Source organism: Streptomyces sp. Rer75, from assembly GCF_013414305.1.
GTDB classification, from domain to species: domain Bacteria; phylum Actinomycetota; class Actinomycetes; order Streptomycetales; family Streptomycetaceae; genus Streptomyces; species Streptomyces himastatinicus.
Genome location: NZ_CP058693.1, coordinates 3341974 through 3364079, shown reverse-complemented (window position 1 = coordinate 3364079; position 22106 = coordinate 3341974). Strand labels below are relative to the sequence as shown.

The window sequence follows — 22106 nt, the reverse complement described above, 5'->3', positions numbered from 1 at the left end:
GCGAGCCCGCGCCGATGACGGCGGCGAGCCCGAGCCGATAAGGCCACCGGGGCACCACAGCCGGGACACCCACCCTCACCCGGCAGCGACCCCGGCTCTCAAAGGGGGCGGCACCTTGTGCGGAGGTGCCGCCCCCTCTCACTCCCCCCACGGGAGCCGTTGCCGCCCGGCATCGGATCGGGCGGCAACAAGTGCCCTGTCGCCGTTGCGCACTCGTCACCCCCCACGGGAACGAGCAATACGGCCCAGAGCACCGCCTGTTGAATTACGGACGGACGTCGGTGGTGTTTCCCGGCGCGCCCGGTTTTCCCGAAGAACAGCTTTCCTCTTGGACGGGGCGTAGCGCTCCCCCTTTCACATCTGGCCAAAAGGGCGTGGTCACTGACCGTGCCAGCGTGCATACTCAACGGTGGTCGGGGGGCGGTCACCATGTCACTTGTGAGGGTCTGGTGCTACGTGTTCATTTCAGTGAACTCGATCTGGCCCGGCTGCGGATGGCAATCCGCCCGGACGCGCTCTGGGAGACCGTTTTAAGTTTCCACCGGTTGCGCGAGAACCGTGCGGAGACCGTATACGGGGAATGGCGCTCGGAGGCGCGTAACCGACTCAACGGCGAAGGGCGGCTGCTGGCTCCGCTCATTCCCTCGCGGGGCTATTTCCCCGACTTCCTGACGCCCGCCGAAGGCGTAATCGGGTGCGACGCCGCCATGGACGCGTTGCATGCGACGCCCGCCGAGCGGCTGCACGCCGAGATCGAGCGGCTGCCCTCGGCCCGGGCCCTGCCGGGCTGGATACGTGGGCTGGCGCAGGGCGAACGGCGGCCGCTGGACCGGCTGGTGACGGTGCTGCGCTCGTACCACGAGGCCGCCGTCGCCCCGTACTGGCCGCACATCCAGGCCCGCATCGAGGCCGACCGGGCGGCCCGCGGCCGGGCGATGCTGGACGGGGGCGCCGACGGGCTGCTGTCCTCGCTGCCGCCGACCATGCGCTGGCGCGCGCCCGTGCTGGAGGTGGACTACCCCGTCGACCGGGACCTGGAGCTGCGCGGCCGGGGGCTGTTGCTCCTGCCGTCGTTCTTCTGCCGCAGAACCCCGGTGACGTATCTCAATCCCGAGCTGACCCCGGTTCTCGTCTACCCCGTCGAACACGCCCGGAGCGGCACCCCGCCCCACCCGCGGGCCGGTGTCGCGCCCGCGGTCGCCGCGCCCGCCGCGCCGGGCGGGCAGACGCGTGTCCTCGGCAAGCTCGTCGGCCACACCCGCTCGGCGGTGCTGCTGGAGGTCGGCGGCGGCTGTACGACGAGTGAACTCGCCCGCCGGGTCGGCGTATCGCTCGCCTCCGCCAGCCAGCACGCGAGCGTGCTGCGCGAGGCGGGGCTCGTCCACACGCTGCGCCAGGGCGGCGCCGTCCTGCACACCCTCACCCCGCTGGGCGCCGCCCTGCTGCGCGGCGGCGGCCCGGCGGCCCCGCCGCGGGGTGCGGGGCGTCAGTCGTCGATGCCGGTGCGTTCGACGCCCGCGACGATGTAGCGCTGGAGGACGAGGAAGACGACCAGCAGCGGCACGATCGACACGGCGGCCGCCACGAACAGCTCGTGGAGGTTGACGCTCTGGGCGGTGGTGAACGTCGACAGCGCGACCTGGACCGTCCACGCCTCCCGGTCCTGGCCGATGACCAGCGGCCACAGGAAGGAGTTCCAGGCGCCGATGAAGACGATCGTGCCGACCGCCGCGAAGACCGGCCGCGCGTTCGGCACCACGACCTGCCAGTACGTACGCCAGTAGCCGAGCCCGTCCACCCGCGCCGCGTCCTCCAGCTCCCTCGGGAAGCCCAGGAAGTACTGGCGGAAGATGAACGCCGCGACCGCGCTGAACAGCGTCGGCACGACGAGACCGCGCAGCGTGGAGATCCAGCCGAGCGAGCTGACCAGCACGAAGCTCGGGACGAAGGTGACCGCGGCCGGGACCATGAGGGTGCCCAGGATCCAGTAGAAGACGGCGTCGGCGTAGCGGTACGGGATGCGGGCCAGCCCGTACCCGGCCAGCGACGCGAGCAGCACGGTGCCGAGGGTGGTGAGGACGGCGATCAGGGAGGAGTTGAGCAGCGCGTGCGCCATCGGCACGTTCGGGTCGTCGAACAGCTCGGTGACGTTCGACCAGTGCAGCTCGCCCGGGAAGATCGTCCAGCCGGGCGAGGTGATGTCCGCCTCGCTGGACAGGCCGTTGCGTACGAGGAGATAGAACGGGATCAGGAACAGCAGCGCGAGGGCGATCAGCAGGATGAGTCGCACCGCGCGTCCTGCCCTGACCAGGGCGTCCCGTACGTCGTGCGGGTTTTGACGAGGGCGCATCAGTCCTCCTTCCGGCCCAGGCCGAACCAGCGCGCCTGCACCACCGTCACCACCGCGATGATCAGCGCCAGGATCACCGCGCCCGCGCTGCCGAGGCCCAGGTTCTGCCCCTGCCCGAGCGCCGTGTAGTAGAGGTAGACCAGCGGCGGGCGGGCGTACGGCGGGTAGCCGCGCGAGTCGGCCAGCAGGTTGTAGAACTCGTCGAACGCCTGAAACGCGTTGATCACCAGCAGCAGCACCACCGCGACCGACGTCGCCCGCAGCTGCGGAAAGGTGATGTGCCGGAATACCTGCCACCCCGGCCGGGCCCCGTCCACGGCGGCCGCCTCGTACAGCCGCGGCGAGATGCGCTGGAGCCCGGCCAGGAACAGCACCATGTAGAAGCCCGCCTGGAGCCAGAGCCGCACGGTGACGATCACCAGCCAGTACCAGGGCGGATCGGTGGTCGACAGCCAGGCGATCTGATCGGCGCCGAACCAGCCCAGGACGGTGTTGGCCAGCCCGAACCGCACCCCGTTGAAGATCGACATCTTCCAGATCAGCGCCGCCACGACGTAACTGCACGCCACCGGCAGGAAGAACACCGACCGGAAGAACGCCTGCGCCCGGGGCAGTCGGTTCACCATCAGCGCGAGGGAGAGCGAGAGCACATAGGTCGCCGGGACGATGAAGGCCGTGAACACCAGGAACGTCACCAGGCTGCCGGTGAACGCGTCGTCGCGCAGCATCGCCGCGTAGTTGTCCAGCCCGACGAAGCGGGTCGGCGTGACCGTGTTGTGCGCGTCGAAGAAGCTGAGGTAGGCGCTCCAGGCGAGGGGGACGTACGTGAAGAGGGTCAGACCGAGGACGAAGGGGCCGACGAACACCCAGAACCAGAGCGTACGGTTCTGACGCCCCAGCAACTTGGCGGGCATCAGCTCTTCTTCTGCACGCGGCGCAGTTCCGCCGCGGTCTTACGGACCACCGACCGCAGCTCGCTCTCCGGGTTCGCGCCGCCCTTGATGATGCGGCTCAGCGCGTCCTGGTACGCGACCTTGCTCGCCGGCGTCCACAGCAGCGGCTCGGCGTGGCCGTGCTCGGTGGCGTACCGCACCGCTTCGCCCGCCGCGCCCTGCCGCAGTTTGGGGGCCTTCTGCGCGAGCGACATCCGGGCCGGGATGTGGAAGCCGTAGGTGAGCGCGAAGTCCTCCTGATACTCCGTCTTCTCCACCCACAGCCACTTGACGTACGCCTTCGCCAGCTCCTTGTGCTCGCTGCGTGCGCTCACCGCCGCGCCGTACGCCCCCACCGGCACCGCGGGCCGCCCCTGCGCGCCCTCCTGGGGGAACGGCAGCACCCCGAAGTCATCCCCCAGCGCCTTCTGCACCTGCGGCAGCGCCCACAGCCCCGACCACTGCATGGCCGTCAGCCCCTGGGTGAACGCGGCCGGATCCGACCAGTCCGACGGCGCGCCCAGCAGCAGCGACTTCTCCGCGTACAGCTGGCGCAGCTTGCCGAGCGCGCGGGCGGCCGCCGGGTCGTCGAAACCGACCTTTCCGTCCTCGGTGATCAGCTCCAGTCCGGCGGCGTTGAGCGGCGTGCCGCCGAGGACGCCGGGGCCGCCGTCGTTGCCAAGGAACAGCCCCTTGACGTTCTTCGTGGTCAGCTCCTTCGCCGCGTCGACCAGCGCGTCCAGGGTCCGGGGCGGCTCCACCCCGGCGTCCTTCAGCATGCTGGTGCGGTAGTAGAGCAGCTGCATGTCCACGACTTGCGGGATGGCCCAGACCTTGCCCTCGTACGTCTTGGGGGCGAGCACGGCCGGGTTGATGTCGTCCTTCGCCTCCTTGAGGAGGTCCGTCAGGTCGACCACCTGCCCGCCCTGGATCTGGTCCAGCGTCGGCCCGTTGACCTCGAAGACGTCCGGCCCGGACTTCGTCAGCAGCGCGGCGGCCGTCTGCTGGTCGTAGTTGCCCGGCCGCCACTGGACCTCGACGCGGGCGTCGTCGAAGTCGTCCGCGTACCGCTTCACCGCCTGCTCGGTGCCGGGCTCGCCGTACTGGTGGTACCACTGCGACAGCGTCGGCTTGCCGTTCCTGTCGTCCCCGCCCCGTCCGGTGTTGGATCCGCACCCTGCGCCCGTCGCCCCGGCCAGGGCGAGCCCGCCGCCGGTGCCGAGCAGTCTCCTACGGCTGATGGACATGTGACCGCGCCCCCTCGGTGCCTCGTCTCTGCGTCGCCGTATGAACAACGATCAACGATGGGGCTGGTTTGCGACAGATGGGTTGCGGCCGTATGTCAACTGCCGGTGCTGCTCTCGCCGTCGATCTCGTCGAAGACGCGCTGGGCGGTGGCGAACGCGGAGTTGGCCGCCGGGACGCCGCAGTAGATCGCGCTCTGCAACAGCACCTCGCCGATCTCGTCGCGCGTCAGGCCGTTGGTGAGCGCGGAGCGGATGTGCATCGCCAGCTCGGCGTCGTGGCCGTGTGCGATGAGCGCGGTGAGGGTGATGGCGCTGCGCATCCGGCGGTCCAGGCCGTCCCCGGTCCAGATCTCGCCCCACGCGTAGCGGGTGATGAAGTCCTGGAAGCGGGCGGTGAACGGGGTCGTACGGGCCACCGCGCGGTCCACGTGTGCGTCGCCGAGTACGGCGCGGCGGACGGCCATTCCGGCGGCGTGCCGGGTGGTGCCGTCGTGCGGTGCCGCTTCTGTGGCCGTGTTCGTGATGGTGTTCGCGAGGTGGGTGATGAGGGCCGAGGTGACTGCGTCTGGGCGCTCCGCCCCTGCGAGGTGTGCCGCGTGGGCGACCTCCACCAGGCTCGCGCCCGGGATCGCGTCCGCGATCTCGCGGGCGTGCGGGGGAGGGGTGGCCGGGTCGTCGCGGCCCGCCACGACCAGGGTGGGGGACGTGATGGACGGCAGCACGTCGCGTACGTCGTAGTCGGCGAGGACGTCGCAGCAGGCCGCGTACCCCGCGCGGTCGGTGTCGCGGAGATCCTGGAGCAGTGCGCGGCCGCGGGGGGTGTCGGCGAACTCGTGCGAGAACCAGAGGCCCGGGCGGCTCGCCACCATCGCTTCTGTGCCTTGTTCGCGTACGAGCTTCGCCCGCTCCCGCCAGACGGAGGGCTCGGCGAAGTGCGCCGAGGAGCACACGACGGCGAGGGATGAGACGCGGTCGGGGTGGTGCGCGGCGAGATACAGCCCGACGGCCCCGCCGATCGAGATGCCCGCGTAGGCGAAGCGGTCCCAGCCATGGGTGTCCGCGAGGCGCAGGACGAGGGCGGCGAGGTCGGCGATGGTGGCGCTGCCGTCGTTGGGGAGCAGCGTCGCCGGTGAGCCGCCGTGGCCCGGCAGGTCCCAGCGGAGGGTGCGGTGGGCGCGGGCGAGGGCGGGGAGTTGCGGCTCCCAGACGGCGAGGGACGTGCCGATGGAGGGGCCGAGGATGAGGGGCGGTGCGGTGGCTGGGCCGTCCAGAGTGGCGTTGAGTTCCTGGGTGTGGCGCACGGGGTTGCTCTCCGGGGATGGGGGCGGCTTAGGTGCGGGTGCGTGGGGTTTCGTCGCCGGGTGCGGGCCGGTGGGTGGGTTGTGCCCACCCGTTCCGCCCTGCGGAACGATTGCCCACAACCTGGGTTCCAGTCCCTCCGGGCGTAACCCCCAGCCCCTCCGGCGTTTGAGGAGCGGGGTCCAGGGGCGGAGCCCCGGCGGGGGTTTGGGGGCGGAGGCCCCATCCCGGGGGGCCGGGGGCTTGCCCCCGGTTTTGGGGAGGGGCGGGGTGGGGGCTACGCATGGCGGGTCAGGGCGCGGTCCGTCAGGGTCGGGGCCGCGCCCACGTAGGTGGTGGGGTCCATCAGTTCGCGTAGGTGGTCGGCGGGGAGGACATCCGCCAGCGCGTCCACCAGCGGCTTGCCCGCCCGCGCCGCCTCCGCCAGCAGTTCCTTCGCGCGGGCGCGGCCGACCACCGGGGCGAGCGCGGCGATGAGGCGCTCGCTGACGATCAGGCCGTCCGTCAGCTCCAGGTTCGCGGCCATGCGGTCGGGGAAGACCCGCAGGCCGGAGGCGAGTTCCGCGGCGTCCCGGGCGGCGCCGCCCGCGAGCCGCAGCAGGTCCCGCAGCGGCTGCCACTCCGCGTGCCACGCCCCGCCGGGGCGTTCGTCCTCGGCGGCGAGGGAGCCGAGCAGGGTGGCGGCGAGGCCGGGGGCCTGGCGGGCGGCGGAGGCGATGAGGGTGGCGCGCACGGGGTTGGACTTGTGCGGCATCGCGGAGGAGCCGCCGCCCGCGCCCTCCGCCACTTCGCCGATCTCCGTACGGGAGAGGACCAGCACATCGGCCGCCGTCTTGCCGAGCGCGCCGACGGCGAAGGCGAGCGCGGAGCCGAGGTCGGCGATGGGGGTGCGCAGGGTGTGCCACGGGAGGTCGGGTTCGGTGAGCCCGGTTTCCGCGGCGAAGCGGGCCAGCAGCGGGATTCCGTCGTCGAAGGCGGCCAGCGTGCCCGCGGCACCGCCCAGTTGGGCCACCGGGCGTACGGCGGCGAGCCGGGCCCGGGCGTCCAGCACCAGCGAACGCCAGCCCGCCGCCTTGAGGCCGAAGGTGGTGGGGACGGCGTGCTGGGTGAGGGTGCGGCCCGGCATGGGGGTGGCGCGGTGGGCGGCGGCGAGCCGCGCCAGCTCCGCCGCCGTACGGTCGAGGTCGGCGACGATCAGCGGCAGGGCGCGGGCCGCGACCAGCATGGTGGCGGTGTCCAGGATGTCCTGGCTGGTCGCGCCCCGGTGGACGTACGCCGCGGCGTCGCCGTCCGTACGGGCCACCGCCGCGGTGAGGTCGGCGACCAGCGGGATGACGGGGTTGCCGCCGGAGCGGGCCCGCCGGGCGAGGTCGCGCACGTCGTACAGCCCGGCGCGGGCCGCGTCCGTCACCACGGCCGCCGCGTCGGCCGGGGCCAGCGCCCGGGCGAGCGCGGCCTCGGCGTCGAGCATGGCCTGGAGGAACGCCGTATCGCCGGTGGCGTCCTCGACCGCCGACCCGGTTCGTACGGGGGTCAGCAGTCCGATGTCGTCCCGGCCGAGGGGGCTAGCTGAATTCAAGGAAAACCGTCTCTCCCTCTCCCTGGAGGCGGATGTCGAAGCGGTACGTCCCCGGCTGGGGCTCCGCCGTCGCCACCAGGGTCTCCCGGCGCGCCGGATCCAGCGCGGCGAGGAGCGGGTCGGCGGCGCCCCGCTGGACGTCCTCGGGGAAGTACAGGCGCGTGTAGAGGTGGTGCAGCAGCCCGCGGGCGTGGACGCACACGCTGATGTACGGGGTGGCGGGGGCGCCGGGCCGGAGCGTACGGGCCGTCCAGTGGCCGTCGGCGTCGGTGGCGATGCGGCCGAAGCCGGTGAAGTCGACGCCGTTGCGCCCGGCGAAGCCGCCGGTCACCGGGTCGCGGCGCATCGATCCTGGCGCGCCGGACAGCGAGCCGTCCGGGCCCGCCTGCCACAGCTCGACCAGGGCGTCCGGGACGGGCGCGCCCGCGCCGTCGAGGACCCGGCCGTGCACGGTGATGGCGTCGGGGTGGCCCGCGGGGGCGAGGTCGCCGCCGCCGGGGAAGGGGAGCGCGTACCCGTAGAAGGGGCCGACGGTGTGCGAGGGGGTGGGGGAGAGCTGGGTCATCAGCGGCCTTCCTCGATCCAGGTGGCCGACGGCCCGTCCAGCACGATGTCCCAGCGGTAGCCCAGCGACCATTCCGGCTGGGACAGCGCGTGGTCGTAGGTGGCCACGAGCCGCTGCCGCGCCGATTCGTCCGTCACGGACTGGAGGATCGGGTCGTAGACGAAGAGGGGGTCGCCGGGGAAGTACATCTGGGTGATGAGGCGCTGGGTGAACGCCGTACCGAAGAGGGAGAAGTGGAGGTGCGCGGGGCGCCACGCGTTCTCGTGGTTGCGCCAGGGATAGGCGCCGGGCTTGATGGTGGTGAAGCTGTACGAGCCGTCGTCGCCGGTCAGGGTCCGTCCGACGCCGGTGAAGTTGGGGTCGAGGGGCGCCGGGTGCTGGTCGCGCAGATGGGCGTAGCGCCCGGCCGCGTTGGCCTGCCACAGCTCGATGAGCTGGCCGCGCACCGGCCGTCCGCCGCTGTCCAGCAGCCGTCCGGAGACGGTGATCCGCTCGCCGAGCGGTTCGCCCTGGTGCTGGATGGTGAGGTCGTTGTCGACGTCGGTGATGTCGGTGTGGCCGAAGACGGGCGTGTGCAGTTCGACGGTCTCGGGGTCGCCCTGCACCGCGACCAGCGGCTGCTTGGGGTGGCGCAGCAGGCTGCTGCGGTACGGGGCGAAGTCGCGCGCCGGGTGGTCGGCGGCGGGGGCGCCGTCGGCGCGCGCCTTGTCGTACGCGGCGCGGCTGTCGGCGAGTTCGCGGTCGATGTCGGCTTGCGTGAGTGCCATGGGTGGGTGCGCCTTACCTTTCGAGTTCGCGTTACCGCTCGAGTACGAAGGGCTTACCGCTCGAGTACGAGGGCGATGCCCTGTCCGACGCCGATGCACAGGGATGCCACGCCGGTGCCCGAGCCCGCCGCGGCGAGCTGGTGGGCGACGGCTCCGGCGAGGCGGGCGCCGGAGGCGCCGAGCGGGTGGCCGATGGCGATGGCGCCGCCGCGCGGGTTGACCAGGGCGGGGTCGAGGCCGTCGTCCTGGGCGGACCATTCGGCGAGGCAGCCGAGCGACTGGGCGGCGAACGCCTCGTTCAGCTCCAGGGTGGTCAGGTCGGCGAATCCGCGGCCCGCCTTGGTGAGGGCGCGGCGTACGGCCTCGACGGGGCCGAGGCCGAAGTACTGCGGTTCGATGCCGGTGACGGCGGAGGCGCCGATGCGGGCTAGGGGCTCGCGCCCGGTGGCCTCGAGGCCCTCGTCGTCGACGAGGAGGAGGGCGGCGGCGCCGTCGTTGAGCGGGGAGGAGTTGCCCGCGGTGACCGTGCCGGTGTCCTGGGGCCGGAAGGCGGGCTTCAGCTTGGCCAGCGACTCCATCGAGGTGGTGTCGCGGATGGTTTCGTCGCGGAGGAGATCGGTGTCGGGGTAGGGCAGGACTTCGGCGTCGTACGCGCCGTCCTTCCACGCCCGCGCCGCCTTCTCGTGGCTGGCGAGCGCGAAGGCGTCCTGTGCTTCGCGGGTGATGCCGTGCTTGTCGGCGATCAGTTCGGCGCCCTCGCCGAGGGCGACGGTCCACTCGGGCGGCATGTCGGGGTTGGTCATGCGCCAGCCGAGGGTGGTGGAGTACATCTGCTGGTGCCCGGCGGGGAAGGCGCGTTCGGGCTTCTGTAGCACCCAGGGGGCGCGCGACATGGATTCCACGCCGCCCGCGAGCGCGATATGCGCGTCGCCGACGGCGATGGCGCGGGCCGCCTGGAGCACGGCCTCCAGGCCGGAGGCGCACAGCCGGTTGACGGTCGCGCCGGGCACGGTGACGGGGAGCCCGGCGAGCAGGGCGGCCATGCGGGCGACGTTGCGGTTGTCCTCGCCCGCGCCGTTGGCGTTGCCGAGGTAGACGTCGTCGATACGGGCCGGGTCGAGGCCGGGCGTACGGGCGAGGAGGCCGCGGACGACATGGGCGGCGAGGTCGTCGGGGCGCACGCCCGCGAGCGCGCCGCCGTAACGGCCGATGGGGGTGCGGACGGCGTCGACGATGTAGACGTCGCGCAGGGCGTTCATCGGGGCTCCTTCCCGGCGGCCTTGAGCGCGCGCAGCGCCGCCAGTTCGTCGGGGGTCGGCGGCTCGGTCGTGCCCACGGTGTCGGCGACGGTCAGCTCCCAGCCGGTGGCGGCCCGGACCTGCTCGACGGTGACGCCCGGGTGCAGCTCGGTCAGCACCAGTTCGGCGGTGGCCGGGTCGGGGCGCAGGATGCCGAGATCGGTGATGACGGCGACGGGGCCCGCGCCGGGCATGCCGAGCTTCGTACGGTCGCCGGGTCCGCTGCCGTGGCCCATGGTGGTCACGAAGTCGAGCTTCCGGACGAAGCTGCGGGTGGAGTGGCGCAGCACCATCAGCACCTGGCCGCAGTTGGAGGCGATCTCGGGGGCGCCGCCCGCGCCGGGGAGGCGGCCCTCGGGCTTGTCCGGGCCGCGGTCCACGATGGTGGTGTTGATGTTGGCGTAAGCGTCGACCTGGGCGGCGCCGAGGAAGCCGACGTCGATCCGGCCGCCCTGGAGCCAGTAGTTGAACATCTCGGGCACCGGGACCACGGAGTCGGCGGTCTCCGCGAGTTCGCCGTCGCCGATGGACAGCGGGAGGCGGGTCGGCTTGGAGCCGATGGTGCCGGACTCGTAGATGAGGACCAGGCCGGGGTTGACGGTGGCGCGGGCGAGGTTGGCGGCGGTGCTGGGGAGACCGATGCCGACGAAGCAGGTCTTCGCCCCGGCGAGCGCGCGGGCGGCGTTGACCTCCATCAGCTCGTCGCGGGTGAAGCCGGGGGTCTCGGTCATCGGGTGAGCGCCCCTTCGCTGGTACGCACGTTCTCCTCGATCCACTGGGTGAACGCCTCGCGGTCCCGGGCGATCGGGTCCCATGCCTGGTAGAAGGCGTTGTCGCGCACCGAGTACCCGGTGGCGTACGAGGGGTGCGCCCCGTCGGGGACGACCGACACCGCGTCGATCACCCAGGTGGGCAGGACGATCCCGCCCGGCCGTGGCTCCAGCTCCTCGACGATCTCCTCGACCGTCACCAGCACCCGCTCGGCGGCGAGCGCGGCCTCCTTCTGCACCCCGGTCAGGCCCCACAACTGCACGTTGCCCGCGCGGTCGGCCTGCTGGGCGTGGATCACGGTGACGTCCGGGTTGAGTGCGGCGACGGCGGCCAGCTCCTCGCCGGTGAAGGGGCAGGTGACGGTGGAGATGGTGTCCGTACGCGTCGGGATGTCGCTGCCGCGGTAGCCGCGCAGCACGGCGAACGGCAGCTTGGACGCCCCCGCCACATAGCGGTTGGCCATGCCCGCGTGGCTGTGCTCGTCCAGCTCCAGCGGCCGGGGCCAGCCGTTCTCGACGGCGTCGCGGAAGCGGTGCAGCGAGCCGACGCCGGGGTTTCCGCCCCAGGAGAAGACCAGCTTGCGGACCAGTCCGGCGCCGATGAGCTGGTCGTAGACGACGTCGGGAGTCATGCGGACGAGCGTGAGGTCGGTGATGCCCTGGCGGATGACCTCGTGCGCGGCGGCGTACGGGATCAGGTGGGTGAAACCCTCCATCGCGACGGTGTCCCCGTCGTGGACGAGGTCCGCCACGGCGTCGTGCAGGCTTCGAATCTCGGCCATCGTCACTCCGCGGTGATCGCACACGGTTTCGGAATGCTCAGTGTGCTGACTATTTTCTTGCCGTTTCCGAACGCTCCCATCGCTCGGTGCGCTCGTCAAGGGAGTCTAAGGCGAATGTCCCCTGCTCGACACGGGTGCTTCCACAGGGCAGAATCATTCAGTACACGAATCAAACGCTCCGACAGGGGAGATCAGGGCATGGGTGCGGTCGATCTCAACACTCACCCCGGGCATCTGGCCCGCCGCCTCCAGCAGGCGCACTCGCTCCTGTGGGGCGCGATGGTCTCCGAGGAGACGACCTCGCCGCAGTTCGCGGTGCTCAACGCGCTGATCGAGAAGCCGGACATCGACCAGCGCACCCTGAGCGAACACGTCCACCTGGACCGCTCCACCATCGCCGACGTGGTCGCCCGGCTCGGCCGCCGCGGGCTCCTGGAGCGGGTCCGCGATCCGCGCGACGGGCGCCGCAACGTCCTCAAGCTGACGGACGAGGGCGAGCGACTGCACCGGAAGCTGGTGACGCGGACGGCGCGGATGAACCGCGTGTTCCTGGCGCCGCTGGACGAGGACGAGCGGGAGCTGCTGCTGCGGCTGATCGGGCGGGTGGCGGACGCGGCGGAGGAGCTGCGGTCGTAGCGCCGACGCGTGTGCAGGGGTGAAACCCCGGGTCAGCCCTCCGTCGGGAGCGCGCCCAGACCGCCCGCCACCGTACGGGCCGCGCCCGCGAGCGAGGCCACGAACCTCGGCAGCCGCTCCGGCGTGAAGCGGACCGACGGGCCGCCGAAGGAGAGGGCCGCGACCACGTCGCCGCCCCGGCCGCGGACGGGGACGGCCACCGAGGACAGGCCCTCCTCGTGTTCGCCGTGGCTCACCGCGTACCCCTGACGGGCCGTCTCCGCCGCCCAGCGGCGCAGCGTCGCGGCGTGCGCCGGGCCGTGGGGGGAGCGGCGGGCGATCCGGTCCAGGAGGGAGTCGTCGGCGCCGAGGAGCAGGACCTTGGAGGGCCCGCCCGCCCACAGCGGCAGCTCGTCCCCGACCTGCACGATGTGGCGCAGCGCCTGCGGCCCCTCCTCCTGGGCTACGCAGACGCGGTGCACATCGCGCCGGACGTACAGATGCACCGTCTCCCGGTGCTCGGCGGCCAGGTCGCGCAGCGCCCGCCGGGCGGGGGCGGGCAGGCGCCAGCCCTGGTCCGCCATGCGGACCCAGCGCAGGAAGGTGGGCCCGGCGGTGTAGCGGCCGTGTTCGTCGAGCCAGAGCAGTCCGTTGAGGCGCAGGGTCTGGAGGATGCGCAGGACGGTCGTCTTCGGCAGCCCGCTGGCCTCGACGATCTCGCGGATGGACAGGGCGGGGCGGTGGTCGCTGAAGAGGCCGAGGATGTCGATGGCCCGCTGGACCGTCCTCATGCCGCCGTTGGCGCCGCCTCCGTCGCCCCCGCCGCTGCCGCCGGACCCCGCTTCCTCCGGCTCCGCGCCCTTGCCCATGCCGCCACTCCTCGCACCGGTCCGCCGGCTGGTCCACCGGCGGCCCCAGTATGGGCCCAGGTCCGCTGCGCGGACCAGTGGCTTCGGCTGCGGCACCGGTGTTCGGGCACGTCAGGGCGGTACCGGGGGTAGCGGCCCGCGTTACGCCGCGGATACTCGTCCGCAACCTCTTGTCGATGCTCAGCATACGTCCTATCGTCACCGTCACTCGGACCTCAGGGTCCATTCAGCGGACCAATGTCAGGAGTCACGGTGAAAGCAGCCGTTCTCACCGCACCCCGCCGCGTTCAGATCGCCGATGACTGGCCGGAGCCCGTATGCGGCCCCCACGATGTCCTCGTCCAGCTCGACGGCATGGGGATCTGCGGTTCCGACCTGGCCGTCTTCGACGGCGCGCGACAGGCCCCCGCCCTCCCCTGGGTGGTCGGCCACGAAGGCTTCGGCCGGATCGTCGCCGTCGGCGCCCAGGCCACCGCGGCGCCCGCCCCCGGGACCCGCGTCGTCATCGAGCCCAACTACGCCTGCCTCCAGTGCCCCGACTGCGCCCGCGGTCTCACCTCCGCCTGCGCCAAGCGCACCATCGTCGGCATGAACGCCCCCGGTCTCCTCGCCGAGCGCGTCGCCGTCCCCGCCCCCTTCGCCCACCCGGTCCCCGAATCCGCCCGCGCCGTCGACCTGGCCTGCGCCGAGCCGTACACGGTGGCCCGTACCGCCGTGCGCCGCGGGGGCGTCACCGCCGACGACAAGACCCTCGTCGTCGGCGCGGGCGCCCAGGGGCTGCTGCTCTGCCAGGCGCTGCTGGCCATCGGCGTCCGTCCGGCCGTCGTCGAACCCCATCCGCTGCGCCTGGCGCGCGCCGTGGAGCTGGGCGCCCGCGCCGCGGCCGACGGCGAGGGCGGGTTCGGGTACGTCTTCGAGTCGTCCGGCGTCGAGGCCGCCCTGCGCGCCGCGCTGGAGCGTACGGTGCCGGGCGCCACGTTCGTCCTGGTCGGGCTGGGCGCGGACCCGCTGCCGCTCACCCTGAACCAGCTCGTCCGCGCGCAGCTCACCCTCCGCGGCTCGCTCATCTACGACCACCCCGGCGACTTCACCGCCGCCCTGGCCGACATCGCCTCGGGCGCGGTGCGGCCCGGCGCCTCGATCGACGGGTGCTTCCCGCTGGAGCGTGCGCAGGAGGCGTTCGCCGGGGCCCGTGAACGCGCGGGCAAGACCTGGATCTCGCTCACTGCTGCCGACTGAACTCCCCTCCCCACGCCTCTCCCTGAGACGAAGGAGTCTCGCCATGAGCACCACCGGCACGCCCGCCCCCGCCGCACCCCCGCCCCTCGTCCCCGACTCCGCACGCCCGGCCGTCAGCCGGGCCCGCTACGGGCTGCTCACCTCCCTCTTCATCATCACCGCGATCAACTACCTGGACCGGACGAACCTTTCGGTCGCCCTCCCGCACATCAAGGACGACCTCCACCTCACCGCCACCCAGCAGGGCATCCTGCTCTCCTCCTTCGGCTGGGCCTATCTGCTGCTCCAGATCCCCACCGGCCGGCTCATCGACAAGGTCGGCGCCAAGCTGGCCTTCGGGTACGCCCTGGTCGGCTGGTCGCTCGCGACCGCCGCCGTGGTCCTCTCGCGCGGCTTCGGCTCGCTCGTCGGGATCCGGGTCGCGCTCGGCGCCTTCGAGGCACCGGCGTTCCCGTCCAACAACCGCCTGGTGGTCAACTGGTTCCCGGGCAGCGAGCGCGGCCGGGCCACCGCCACGTACACCGCCGGCGAGTACATCGGGCTCGCGGTCGCCGCGCCCGTCCTGTCCCTGCTCACCGTGCACTTCGGCTGGCACTCGGTGTTCCTGGTCACCGGGGCGGTCGGGCTGCTCTTCTCCGTCGTCTGGTTCCGCCGGGTGTACGACCGTCCCGAGCAGAGCCCGAAGGTCAGCGTCGAGGAACTGGCCCACATCCAGCAGCCCGACGAGCAGGAGTCGGCGGACGCGGCGGAGAAGGCATCCGAGGCGGAACTCTCCACCATGGGCGCCGATCTGCGGGTGCTGTTCACCAACAAGCGGCTGTGGGGCATGTACATCGGCCAGTTCGCCAGCGCCTCCGTCCTCTTCTTCTTCCTCACCTGGTTCCCCAGCTATCTGGTGGAGGAGAAGGGGATGGGCGTCATCAAGGCCGGGTTCTGGGCCTCAGCGCCCTACCTCGCCGCGCTGGTCGGCACGCTGGCGGGCGGCGCCTGGTCGGACCGGATGCTGAACAACGGCCGATCCCGCACGGTCGCCCGCAAGCTTCCGGTGATGATCGGCTTCGTACTCGCCTCGATCATCGTGTGCGCGAACTTCACCGACTCCGCCCCGCTCGTCATCACCTTCATGTCGATCGCGTTCTTCGCCCAGGGGCTGATGCAGAACAGCTGGGCGCTGTTCGCGGACTCCGTCCCGCGGCGCCTCACCGGCACCGGCGGCGGCGTCTTCAACTTCATGGCCAACGCGGGCGGTGTGCTCACCCCGCTCGTCATCGGCTTCATCGTCGACGCGACCGGCTCGTTCGCCTGGGCGCTCGGCTACATCGGCATCGTCGTCGCCGTGGGGCTGCTGGCGTACGCGCTGCTCATCGACCGGGTGGAGCGCATCGAGGCCTGACCTCGCTGGTCCATTACACGGACCACATGGCCCACTCATCGGTCCACCGGCGTTACGATGGCCGGGTGACCGTGACCCCAGAACACCCCACCCCCGGCGACTGGTGGGTGACCGCGGACCAGTCGCTCACCCTCGTCGGCCACCACACCGACGCCGCCCACACCGCGCCCGATCTGCTCGCCACCCTGAGCCGGATCGGCGAGGCCCGCCGAGCCACCGACCACGCGCTCGGTGCCGCCGTCCACGCGCTGCTCGCCTCGGGCCGTACGTGGGACGAGATCGCGGACGCGCTCGGCCACCCGGATGCCGCGTCCGCCCGGCGGGCCACCGCCTCCGCCCTCGACGGCGCCCGCCAGGCGCTGACCCAGCGCCTGGGCTGACGGGCTCAGCGGGTCCCGATCACGACCGTCGCCTCCCGCTCCCCGCACACCGCCACCCGCGGGACCAGCCCATCGGCGGCGACGATGTCGAGCGCCCGCGACGCCTGCCGTTCACTCGTCTCGAACAGCAGGCTGCCGCCCGGCGCCAGCCACCCCGGCGCCCCGGCGGTCACCCGGCGCAGCACGTCGAGCCCGTCCGCGCCCCCGTCCAGCGCCACCCGCGCCTCATGGACCCGCGCCTCCGGCGGCAGCAGCCCGACCTCCTCGGTGGGGACGTACGGCACATTGGCCAGCAGCACATCGACCCGGCCGCGCAGCGCGGCGGGCAGCGGCTCGTACAGATCGCCCTCGTACACCGTGCCGCCCGCGCGCTCGACGTTACGGCGGGCGCAGCGCACCGCGGCCGGGTCGATGTCGGCCGCGTACCACTCGGCCCGGCCCCCCAACGCCGCCACCAGCGCGGCCCCCAACGCGCCCGAACCGCAGCACAGATCGACCACCACCGCGCCCGGCCGCGCCAGCCCGGCCGCTTGCTCCACCAGAAACTCCGTACGCCGACGCGGCACGAACACCCCGGCATCCACGGATATCCGCAGCCCCCGGAACTCCGCCCAGCCCAGCACGTGTTCCAGCGGAAGCCCGGCGGCCCGCCGGTCCACCATGGCGTCTGTTTCGGCGGCGGTGCGGGCCGCGGAGAGGATCAACCGCGCCTCGTCCTCGGCGAACACGCACCCGGCGGCGCGGAGTCTGGTGGCGACGGTGGAGAAGGTGATAAGTGAAGATGAAGCCGACATGGAAGCCTGGAAGCCTTTCGGAATCCCTGAGGGCGCTCCCGGCGGTCAGCTATCCCGTGTATCCCTGAGGCGAGAGCACCCAGCCTGAACTGGCGTTGATGGGTCTCACCTCCTCGGTGCGTACGGGTGACGGCCACATTACCCGATCAGCGTCCGCCGGGCCTCGTGGATCAGCCGCTGGGCGTCTGTCCCGAAGACGGCGGATTCGCGGAGGGCGTTCCAGGCGCGCAGGTAGAGGGCGATGCTGTCGGCGTCGTTGATCCAGAGTTCGGCGTGCCAGTCCTCGACGAGCACCAGCCGCTCGTCGTGGATCCAGAAGCCGTTCGATGGTTGGATCTTCAAGGGGGCGGCGAACGGGACGATACCCAGCTCTACCGTGTCCAGGCCGATGACGCTCATCAGTCGGTCGAGCTGGGCTGCGAGCACCGACGGCGGGCAGACGCGAGCGCGGAGCGCCCCCTCCCACATGATGATGTGGTACCGCTTGCGCGAGTCGTACAGCCCTTCCTGGCGCCGGAGCCGACCGCGTACCGCAGCCTCGGTGTCTCGTGGGGACTTGTGCAGGTCTGCGTTCTGGGTGAAGACGGCTCGTGCGTAGTCAGCCGTCTGAAGGATGCCCGTAACGACGCAGTTCTGCCAGGTACGCAGTGTGGTCGAGCGCTGGTGCTCGGCATTGATCGTGTCCTGAATGGGCTTGTGCCCGGCGGCCAGTTGGCGGCGCCATGACCGGATGTGGGATTCCAGTCCGTTGAACCGGGAGAGCAGTTCCTCGGCGGCTTCCGGCTGGTCGGTTGCCATGGCCCAGGCACGCAGGTCCTCGGCTGTCGCTGTCTGGCGGCCGTTCTCCAGCTTGTAGATCTTGGAGTGCGGCCACCCCAGTCGCTGGGCGAGTTGCGTGCCGGTGAGCCGACCTCCAGGGCATGACGCACGCAGCTCCCGAAGTCGCGCTCCTAGGGCCGCCCGTGCCTGTTGAAAGTCAGTGCTCACCGGTCACACGGTACTTGCAACCTACGTAGTCAGTCCCGCTGCGAACGTGTCGTACCGCACGGCGTAGTGCCATGCCGCGTCACGGACTTGGAGATACCGGTTGACCGCCACCGGCTCCGTGATCAGCTCCACGTTGAACAGGTTGTCGTCGTTTCCGTGGATGACGATCTCTCCGCTGTCCAAGTCCTCGTGTACGGCGGGGCAGCCCACAACGTCAGAACCCGTGCCGTTGAAGCGCAGTCGTCGCGCCATGATTACGTCCTTCCTCGTTGATCTGGACACCCAGAGCATGTCGCACCCATGGGTGCGCTCGGTATGCCTTCGCTGACCCTGCGTGAGATCAATCAAGAACATCCCCCTCAGATGCGAGAACATTCGAGAACATCGCATCGCGCTCCCCGGCCCCCTCTCCCTAATGTCCCGTTCACGCAGAAACGGCGGGAGAGGTGACCGATGAGAATCCGCGAGCAGGACATCGAAGCGGTGGGCGCCGAGGGCCACGCCGCGCCCAGGGCCGAGGCCCAGGCCGTGGCCGAATTGCTGCGTCAGGCATTGGCGCGCCTCGGCTTCACCCCTGACGTGCCGCACGGCGTCAAGGGCGGCGAGTTGTACTGGCCGACCGTGCGAGGCGAACTCACGGTGTCCGGCTATCCGTTGGTGGCCCTCGGCCGCATCCCCCTGGACAGCGCGAACCGGCTCGCGGATGTCCTGATGCGGCCGCGCTGGAGGAGCAGACGAAGAAGGCCGCCTCGGCATAGGCGGCGCAGACCCCCCGTACCGACCTGCCAGCCGCATCGGGATGATTCCCTCCTGTGCTGTCGGCGCGGGGACTCTCCTCACGCCGTCGTGCACGTGCACCCGTTCCGGCTGGGCTCGAGGCTCGGCTCCGGGTACGAGCTGCTGAAGGACGGGCCCAGGCGGCCCATCCACCCCGAGTTCACGTCCAGCAAGGTCGTCCCGCTGGAAGTGGCCCACTGGCTGCTGAAGCCGCCGTCGTTCATCCAGGGCACCTGGACGGACCCCACAGACGCGGCCGACTGGTTCGAGAAGCACGCGCACGCGCACATGGCGGGCTTCGTCCCGGAGGACGACCGTCATGAAACGCGGCTCAAGGACACGGCGGCCCGCGCGGTCGGCGCGATGAAGGCCGGGGAGGATGTCGTCGGGGGCTGGTACCTCACGGGGCAGCGGTTTCTCTCCGTCTGCCTGGTCGCGTGCGGTCCGCACCGTATGCGGCCCGAGATCCCCTGCCCGCGACGGCTCACGCCAGGGCCGCGTACCGCACGCCCGTGAGGTGTTCCGAGGCCGCCCACAGCTGGCGGGCCGCCTTGTCGCTGAGCGTCCACTTGGCGCGGGCCGAACGGGTGGGGGAGCCGGGGCGGAGGCCCTGGAGGGGCGGGCCGACGTAGTCGTCCTGCTGGACGTCGGGGGCGGTGGCCGCGTAGAGGGTGGGGAGCGCGCCGCGCTCCGGGGGCTGGGCGAAGAAGCGGTTGCCGATCTCCATGAACCGCTCGGTGCCCCGGCGGCCCTCCATCTTCGCCGCCGCCGTCTGGAGGTTGGTGGAGGCGTAGCCCGGGTGGGCGGCGGCTGCCACCAGGGGGGCGCCCGCGGTGCGCAGGCGGTGGGCCAGTTCGTGGGTGAAGAGGAGATTGGCGCTCTTGGAGCGGGCGTAGGCGGCCCAACGCCGGTATCTGCGCTGCATGGAGAGGTCGGCCGGATCGACCGTGCCCAGCAGGTGCATGAAACTGGACACGGTGACCACCCGGGCGCCCTGCCCGGCCTCCAGCAGCTTCGGCAGCAGCAGTCCCGTGAGCGCGAAGTGGCCGAGGTGGTTGACGCCGAACTGCATCTCGAAGCCGTCGGCGGTCCTGCGGTAGGGGAGGGCCATCACGCCCGCGTTGTTGATCAGCAGATCGAGCCGCTCGTCCGGGAGGTCGGCCGCGAAGGCCCGTACGGACGCGAGATCGGCCAGGTCCAGCGGCGCGAACCGCACCACCGCGCCCGGCGCCTCGGCCCGGATGCGCTCCTCGGCGTCCTTGCCGCGCCCCGCGTCCCGGCACGCCAGCACCACCCGGGCGCCGCGCCGGGCCAGTTCGCGGGCGGTGACGAAGCCGAGGCCGCTGTTGGCCCCGGTCACCACGGCGGTGCGGCCGGTCTGGTCGGGGATGTCGCTCGCGGTCCAGCCCTTCATCACGCACTCCTTCGCGGTCCGGGCTACGCGCCGGTAGCCGGCGCCTCTGGCGACAGCGTAAGCGCGCGGCCGCGAACGTGCGAGGTGCGCGAATCGGCACGCGCAGAAGGCCGGCGCTAGGCGGTGGCACCCGGTACGACGAGGCCGAGCTCGTAGGCGAGGATCACCGCCTGGGCCCGGTCGCGCAGCTCGAGTTTGCCGAAGAGCCGGTTGATGTGCGTCTTGACCGTGTGATCGGTGATGGTCAGGTGGGCGGCGATCTCGTCGTTGGACAGGCCCCGCGCGATCAGCATGAGCACTTCCGTCTCCCGCGCGGTGAGCCCGTCGACGTCGCGGACGGGCAGGGGCGTCGTGGCCCCGCGCTGCCGGACGAACTCGGCGATCAGGCGCTTCGTCACCTCGGGTGAGAGCAGGGCGCTGCCCTCGGCCACCGTCCGCACGGCGTGGAGCAGTTCCGGGAACGTGGCGTCCTTGAGGAGGAAACCGCTCGCGCCCGCGGTCAGCGCATCGTAAACGTATTCGTCCAGGCCGAACGTGGTCAGCATCAGCGCCTTGGTGGCCCCGCCGGAGGCGGCGAGGATCTCGCGGGCGGCCTCGATGCCGTTCATGCGGGGCATGCGGATGTCGAGGAGGGCCACGTCGGGGCGGTGCTCGGCGGCCGCGCGCACCGCCTGCACGCCGTCCTCGGCCTCCGCCACCACCTCGATGTCGTCCTGGGTGGCGAGCAGCCCCACGAAGCCGGTCCGGACCACGGCCTGGTCGTCCGCCACCAGCGCTTTGATCACCATGGCAGTTCCGCCTCCACGAGAAAGCCGCCGTCCGGACCCGCGCCCGCGACGAGCGTGCCGCCGAGCAGCGCGGCCCGCTCGCGCATGCCTTCGAGGCCGTGGCCGGTGTGCGCCCCGCGGTCCGGCCCGGGGCCCGGGCCGTCGTCGGCGACGCGCAGGGTCATGCCGCCGCCCCGGTACGCGAGGTGCACCACCGTACGGGCCCCGGGCGCGTGCCGCCGCGCGTTGGTCAGCGCCTCCTGGACGATGCGGTACGCCGAGAGTTCCCACGACGCGGGCTGTGGCACCCGTTCCCCGGTGACCCGCAGCTCCGCGGCCCCGCCCACCGCGCGGTGCTGCTCCAGCAGCTCGTCCAGGCCGTCGAGGGTGGGCTGCGGGCTGGTGGGCGCCCGTTCATCCTCCGGGCGGGTGCGCAGCACGCCGAGCAGGTGCCGCAGCTCCCCCATCGAGGCGCGCGCCGAGGAGGCGATGGCCTGGAAGCCCTCGCGGGCGCGCGGCGTCAGGTCCGGGATGGTGTACGTCGCGCTCTCGGCCTGCACCGCGATCATCGACACGGAGTGGGACACGACGTCGTGCAGCTCGCGGGCGATGGCCGCCCGCTCCGCCTCGGCGGCATGCCGCCGCTCCATGGCGATGACCCGTGCCTGGGCCGCGGCCCGTTCGCGCCGCGTCTCCTCCCGGGCGCGCACCGCGTCACCGGTGCTGACGGCGGCCAGGATCGCCACGGTGAGGACGAAGGCCTCCGCGAAGAGGCCGAGCGAGAGGGAACGCCGCCCCCAGGTGGCGATGTGCCACAGGTTGGCCAGGAGGGACAAGGCGGCGCCGGCGGCCACGAGGACGACGGGAGGCAGGACGCGATGCCGACCGAGGGTGTGGCAGGCGACGAGGCCGCTGATGGCCGCGACCACGTACAGGTCGCTCCCCGCGGCGAAACTCACCAGCACGGCGACGGCCGTGAGCAGCCCGACCGCGGGCCGCGACGCGCGCCACATCAGCGACGCGGCGGCCGTCATCACGCCGATGGCGATCACCCATGAGTGCGGTGGGACAAGGGCGAGTTCGGCGGCGGCGACGATGGCCAGCGCGGCGCCGCTGGCCCAGGAATAGGCGGGGGCCGTGAACCAGGCGGGTGGCCATGGCCTCGGGGACAGGGGCATGGCGCCATTCTTCCGGGCGCGGGGGCCCGTGCGCCTCGCCGTACAGGTTGATCTACCGGGCCGATGTCATGCCACGGTGTGACGCGGAGGTCCGGAGCCCGGTG

General features: G+C 72.1%; 23 protein-coding genes. 6 read left to right on the top strand and 17 right to left on the bottom strand.

From position 1 onward, the window contains the following. The first annotated feature begins 449 nt into the window (after positions 1-449). The gene (locus HYQ63_RS14350; RefSeq protein ID WP_179934184.1) at positions 450-1529 is read left to right on the top strand and encodes a helix-turn-helix transcriptional regulator; all 1080 of its coding nucleotides are present in this window, start codon (positions 450-452) and stop codon (positions 1527-1529) included. On the opposite strand, the gene HYQ63_RS14345 is transcribed toward HYQ63_RS14350, so the two are convergent. The 10 genes from HYQ63_RS14345 to HYQ63_RS14300 all read right to left on the bottom strand — a co-directional run bounded on the left by HYQ63_RS14345 (position 1487) and on the right by HYQ63_RS14300 (position 11589). Next, positions 1487-2350: a carbohydrate ABC transporter permease gene (locus HYQ63_RS14345; RefSeq protein ID WP_179934183.1), complete on the bottom strand. Its 864-nt coding sequence runs from the start codon at positions 2348-2350 to the stop codon at positions 1487-1489. The genes HYQ63_RS14350 and HYQ63_RS14345 overlap by 43 nt on opposite strands. After that, complete coding sequence (locus tag HYQ63_RS14340) at positions 2350-3264, bottom strand: carbohydrate ABC transporter permease (protein WP_179934182.1); 915 nt, start codon at positions 3262-3264, stop codon at positions 2350-2352. The genes HYQ63_RS14345 and HYQ63_RS14340 overlap by 1 nt, the downstream gene beginning before the upstream one ends. Further along, a complete protein-coding gene (locus HYQ63_RS14335) occupies positions 3264-4529 on the bottom strand; it encodes an ABC transporter substrate-binding protein (RefSeq protein ID WP_179934181.1) in 1266 nt (421 codons plus the stop codon). Before HYQ63_RS14335 ends, HYQ63_RS14340 begins: the two co-directional genes overlap by 1 nt. Before the next feature lie 95 nt (positions 4530-4624). Next, positions 4625-5830: a 4-carboxymuconolactone decarboxylase gene (pcaC, locus tag HYQ63_RS14330; protein ID WP_179934180.1), complete on the bottom strand. Its 1206-nt coding sequence runs from the start codon at positions 5828-5830 to the stop codon at positions 4625-4627. Between the two features lie 275 nt (positions 5831-6105). Next, complete coding sequence (gene pcaB / locus HYQ63_RS14325; protein ID WP_257231845.1) at positions 6106-7407, bottom strand: 3-carboxy-cis,cis-muconate cycloisomerase; 1302 nt, start codon at positions 7405-7407, stop codon at positions 6106-6108. Next, positions 7394-7972, bottom strand: coding sequence for a protocatechuate 3,4-dioxygenase subunit alpha (gene pcaG / locus HYQ63_RS14320; RefSeq protein ID WP_179934179.1), 579 nt, complete (start codon positions 7970-7972; stop codon positions 7394-7396). The genes pcaB and pcaG overlap by 14 nt, the downstream gene beginning before the upstream one ends. Further along, positions 7972-8739 (bottom strand): protocatechuate 3,4-dioxygenase subunit beta, encoded by a 768-nt coding sequence (gene pcaH / locus HYQ63_RS14315; protein ID WP_179934178.1) that lies wholly within the window; start codon positions 8737-8739, stop codon positions 7972-7974. Before pcaH ends, pcaG begins: the two co-directional genes overlap by 1 nt. A 53-nt stretch (positions 8740-8792) precedes the next feature. Then, a complete protein-coding gene (locus HYQ63_RS14310) occupies positions 8793-9998 on the bottom strand; it encodes a thiolase family protein (protein WP_179934177.1) in 1206 nt (401 codons plus the stop codon). Further along, positions 9995-10768, bottom strand: coding sequence for a CoA-transferase subunit beta (locus HYQ63_RS14305; protein WP_179934176.1), 774 nt, complete (start codon positions 10766-10768; stop codon positions 9995-9997). The genes HYQ63_RS14310 and HYQ63_RS14305 overlap by 4 nt, the downstream gene beginning before the upstream one ends. Next, positions 10765-11589 carry a CoA transferase subunit A gene (locus HYQ63_RS14300; RefSeq protein ID WP_179934175.1) on the bottom strand — a complete coding sequence of 275 codons (825 nt, stop codon included), beginning with the start codon at positions 11587-11589 and terminating at the stop codon, positions 10765-10767. The genes HYQ63_RS14305 and HYQ63_RS14300 overlap by 4 nt, the downstream gene beginning before the upstream one ends. Positions 11590-11787: 198 nt before the next feature. Between HYQ63_RS14300 and HYQ63_RS14295 the strand changes: the two genes are divergently transcribed. Further along, positions 11788-12225: a MarR family winged helix-turn-helix transcriptional regulator gene (locus tag HYQ63_RS14295; RefSeq protein WP_179934174.1), complete on the top strand. Its 438-nt coding sequence runs from the start codon at positions 11788-11790 to the stop codon at positions 12223-12225. Positions 12226-12257: 32 nt separating this feature from the next. Here HYQ63_RS14295 and HYQ63_RS14290 read toward each other — a convergent pair whose 3' ends face one another. After that, positions 12258-13073: an IclR family transcriptional regulator gene (locus HYQ63_RS14290; RefSeq protein WP_179934173.1), complete on the bottom strand. Its 816-nt coding sequence runs from the start codon at positions 13071-13073 to the stop codon at positions 12258-12260. A gap of 252 nt (positions 13074-13325) precedes the next feature. Between HYQ63_RS14290 and HYQ63_RS14285 the strand changes: the two genes are divergently transcribed. From HYQ63_RS14285 to HYQ63_RS14275, 3 genes are all read left to right on the top strand, one after another. After that, positions 13326-14312: a zinc-binding dehydrogenase gene (locus tag HYQ63_RS14285; RefSeq protein WP_257231844.1), complete on the top strand. Its 987-nt coding sequence runs from the start codon at positions 13326-13328 to the stop codon at positions 14310-14312. A gap of 43 nt (positions 14313-14355) precedes the next feature. Continuing rightward, a complete protein-coding gene (locus HYQ63_RS14280; RefSeq protein ID WP_179934171.1) occupies positions 14356-15705 on the top strand; it encodes an MFS transporter in 1350 nt (449 codons plus the stop codon). Positions 15706-15770: 65 nt separating this feature from the next. Beyond that, positions 15771-16085: a hypothetical protein gene (locus tag HYQ63_RS14275; RefSeq protein WP_179934170.1), complete on the top strand. Its 315-nt coding sequence runs from the start codon at positions 15771-15773 to the stop codon at positions 16083-16085. A gap of 5 nt (positions 16086-16090) precedes the next feature. Here the strand turns inward: HYQ63_RS14275 and HYQ63_RS14270 are convergent, their stop codons facing one another. From HYQ63_RS14270 to HYQ63_RS14260, 3 genes are all read right to left on the bottom strand, one after another. Further along, a complete protein-coding gene (locus HYQ63_RS14270; protein ID WP_179934169.1) occupies positions 16091-16879 on the bottom strand; it encodes a putative protein N(5)-glutamine methyltransferase in 789 nt (262 codons plus the stop codon). A gap of 138 nt (positions 16880-17017) precedes the next feature. Next, the gene (locus HYQ63_RS14265; protein ID WP_179934168.1) at positions 17018-17866 is read right to left on the bottom strand and encodes a helix-turn-helix transcriptional regulator; all 849 of its coding nucleotides are present in this window, start codon (positions 17864-17866) and stop codon (positions 17018-17020) included. 21 nt (positions 17867-17887) lie between these two features. After that, complete coding sequence (locus HYQ63_RS14260) at positions 17888-18118, bottom strand: DUF6879 family protein (RefSeq protein WP_179931898.1); 231 nt, start codon at positions 18116-18118, stop codon at positions 17888-17890. A 201-nt stretch (positions 18119-18319) separates the two neighbouring features. Here HYQ63_RS14260 and HYQ63_RS44650 point away from each other — a divergent pair, with 201 nt between their 5' ends. Further along, positions 18320-19159, top strand: coding sequence for a hypothetical protein (locus HYQ63_RS44650; protein WP_257231843.1), 840 nt, complete (start codon positions 18320-18322; stop codon positions 19157-19159). On the opposite strand, the gene HYQ63_RS14250 is transcribed toward HYQ63_RS44650, so the two are convergent. The 3 genes from HYQ63_RS14250 to HYQ63_RS14240 form a co-directional block, all read right to left on the bottom strand. Further along, positions 19128-20057: an oxidoreductase gene (locus tag HYQ63_RS14250; protein WP_179934167.1), complete on the bottom strand. Its 930-nt coding sequence runs from the start codon at positions 20055-20057 to the stop codon at positions 19128-19130. The two genes, HYQ63_RS44650 and HYQ63_RS14250, sit on opposite strands and share 32 nt — an antisense overlap. A 116-nt stretch (positions 20058-20173) precedes the next feature. Further along, on the bottom strand, positions 20174-20845 hold the full coding sequence (locus HYQ63_RS14245) for a response regulator transcription factor (RefSeq protein ID WP_179934166.1): 672 nt from the start codon (positions 20843-20845) through the stop codon (positions 20174-20176). Next, on the bottom strand, positions 20839-22002 hold the full coding sequence (locus HYQ63_RS14240; protein WP_179934165.1) for a sensor histidine kinase: 1164 nt from the start codon (positions 22000-22002) through the stop codon (positions 20839-20841). Before HYQ63_RS14240 ends, HYQ63_RS14245 begins: the two co-directional genes overlap by 7 nt. Positions 22003-22106 lie beyond the last annotated feature (104 nt).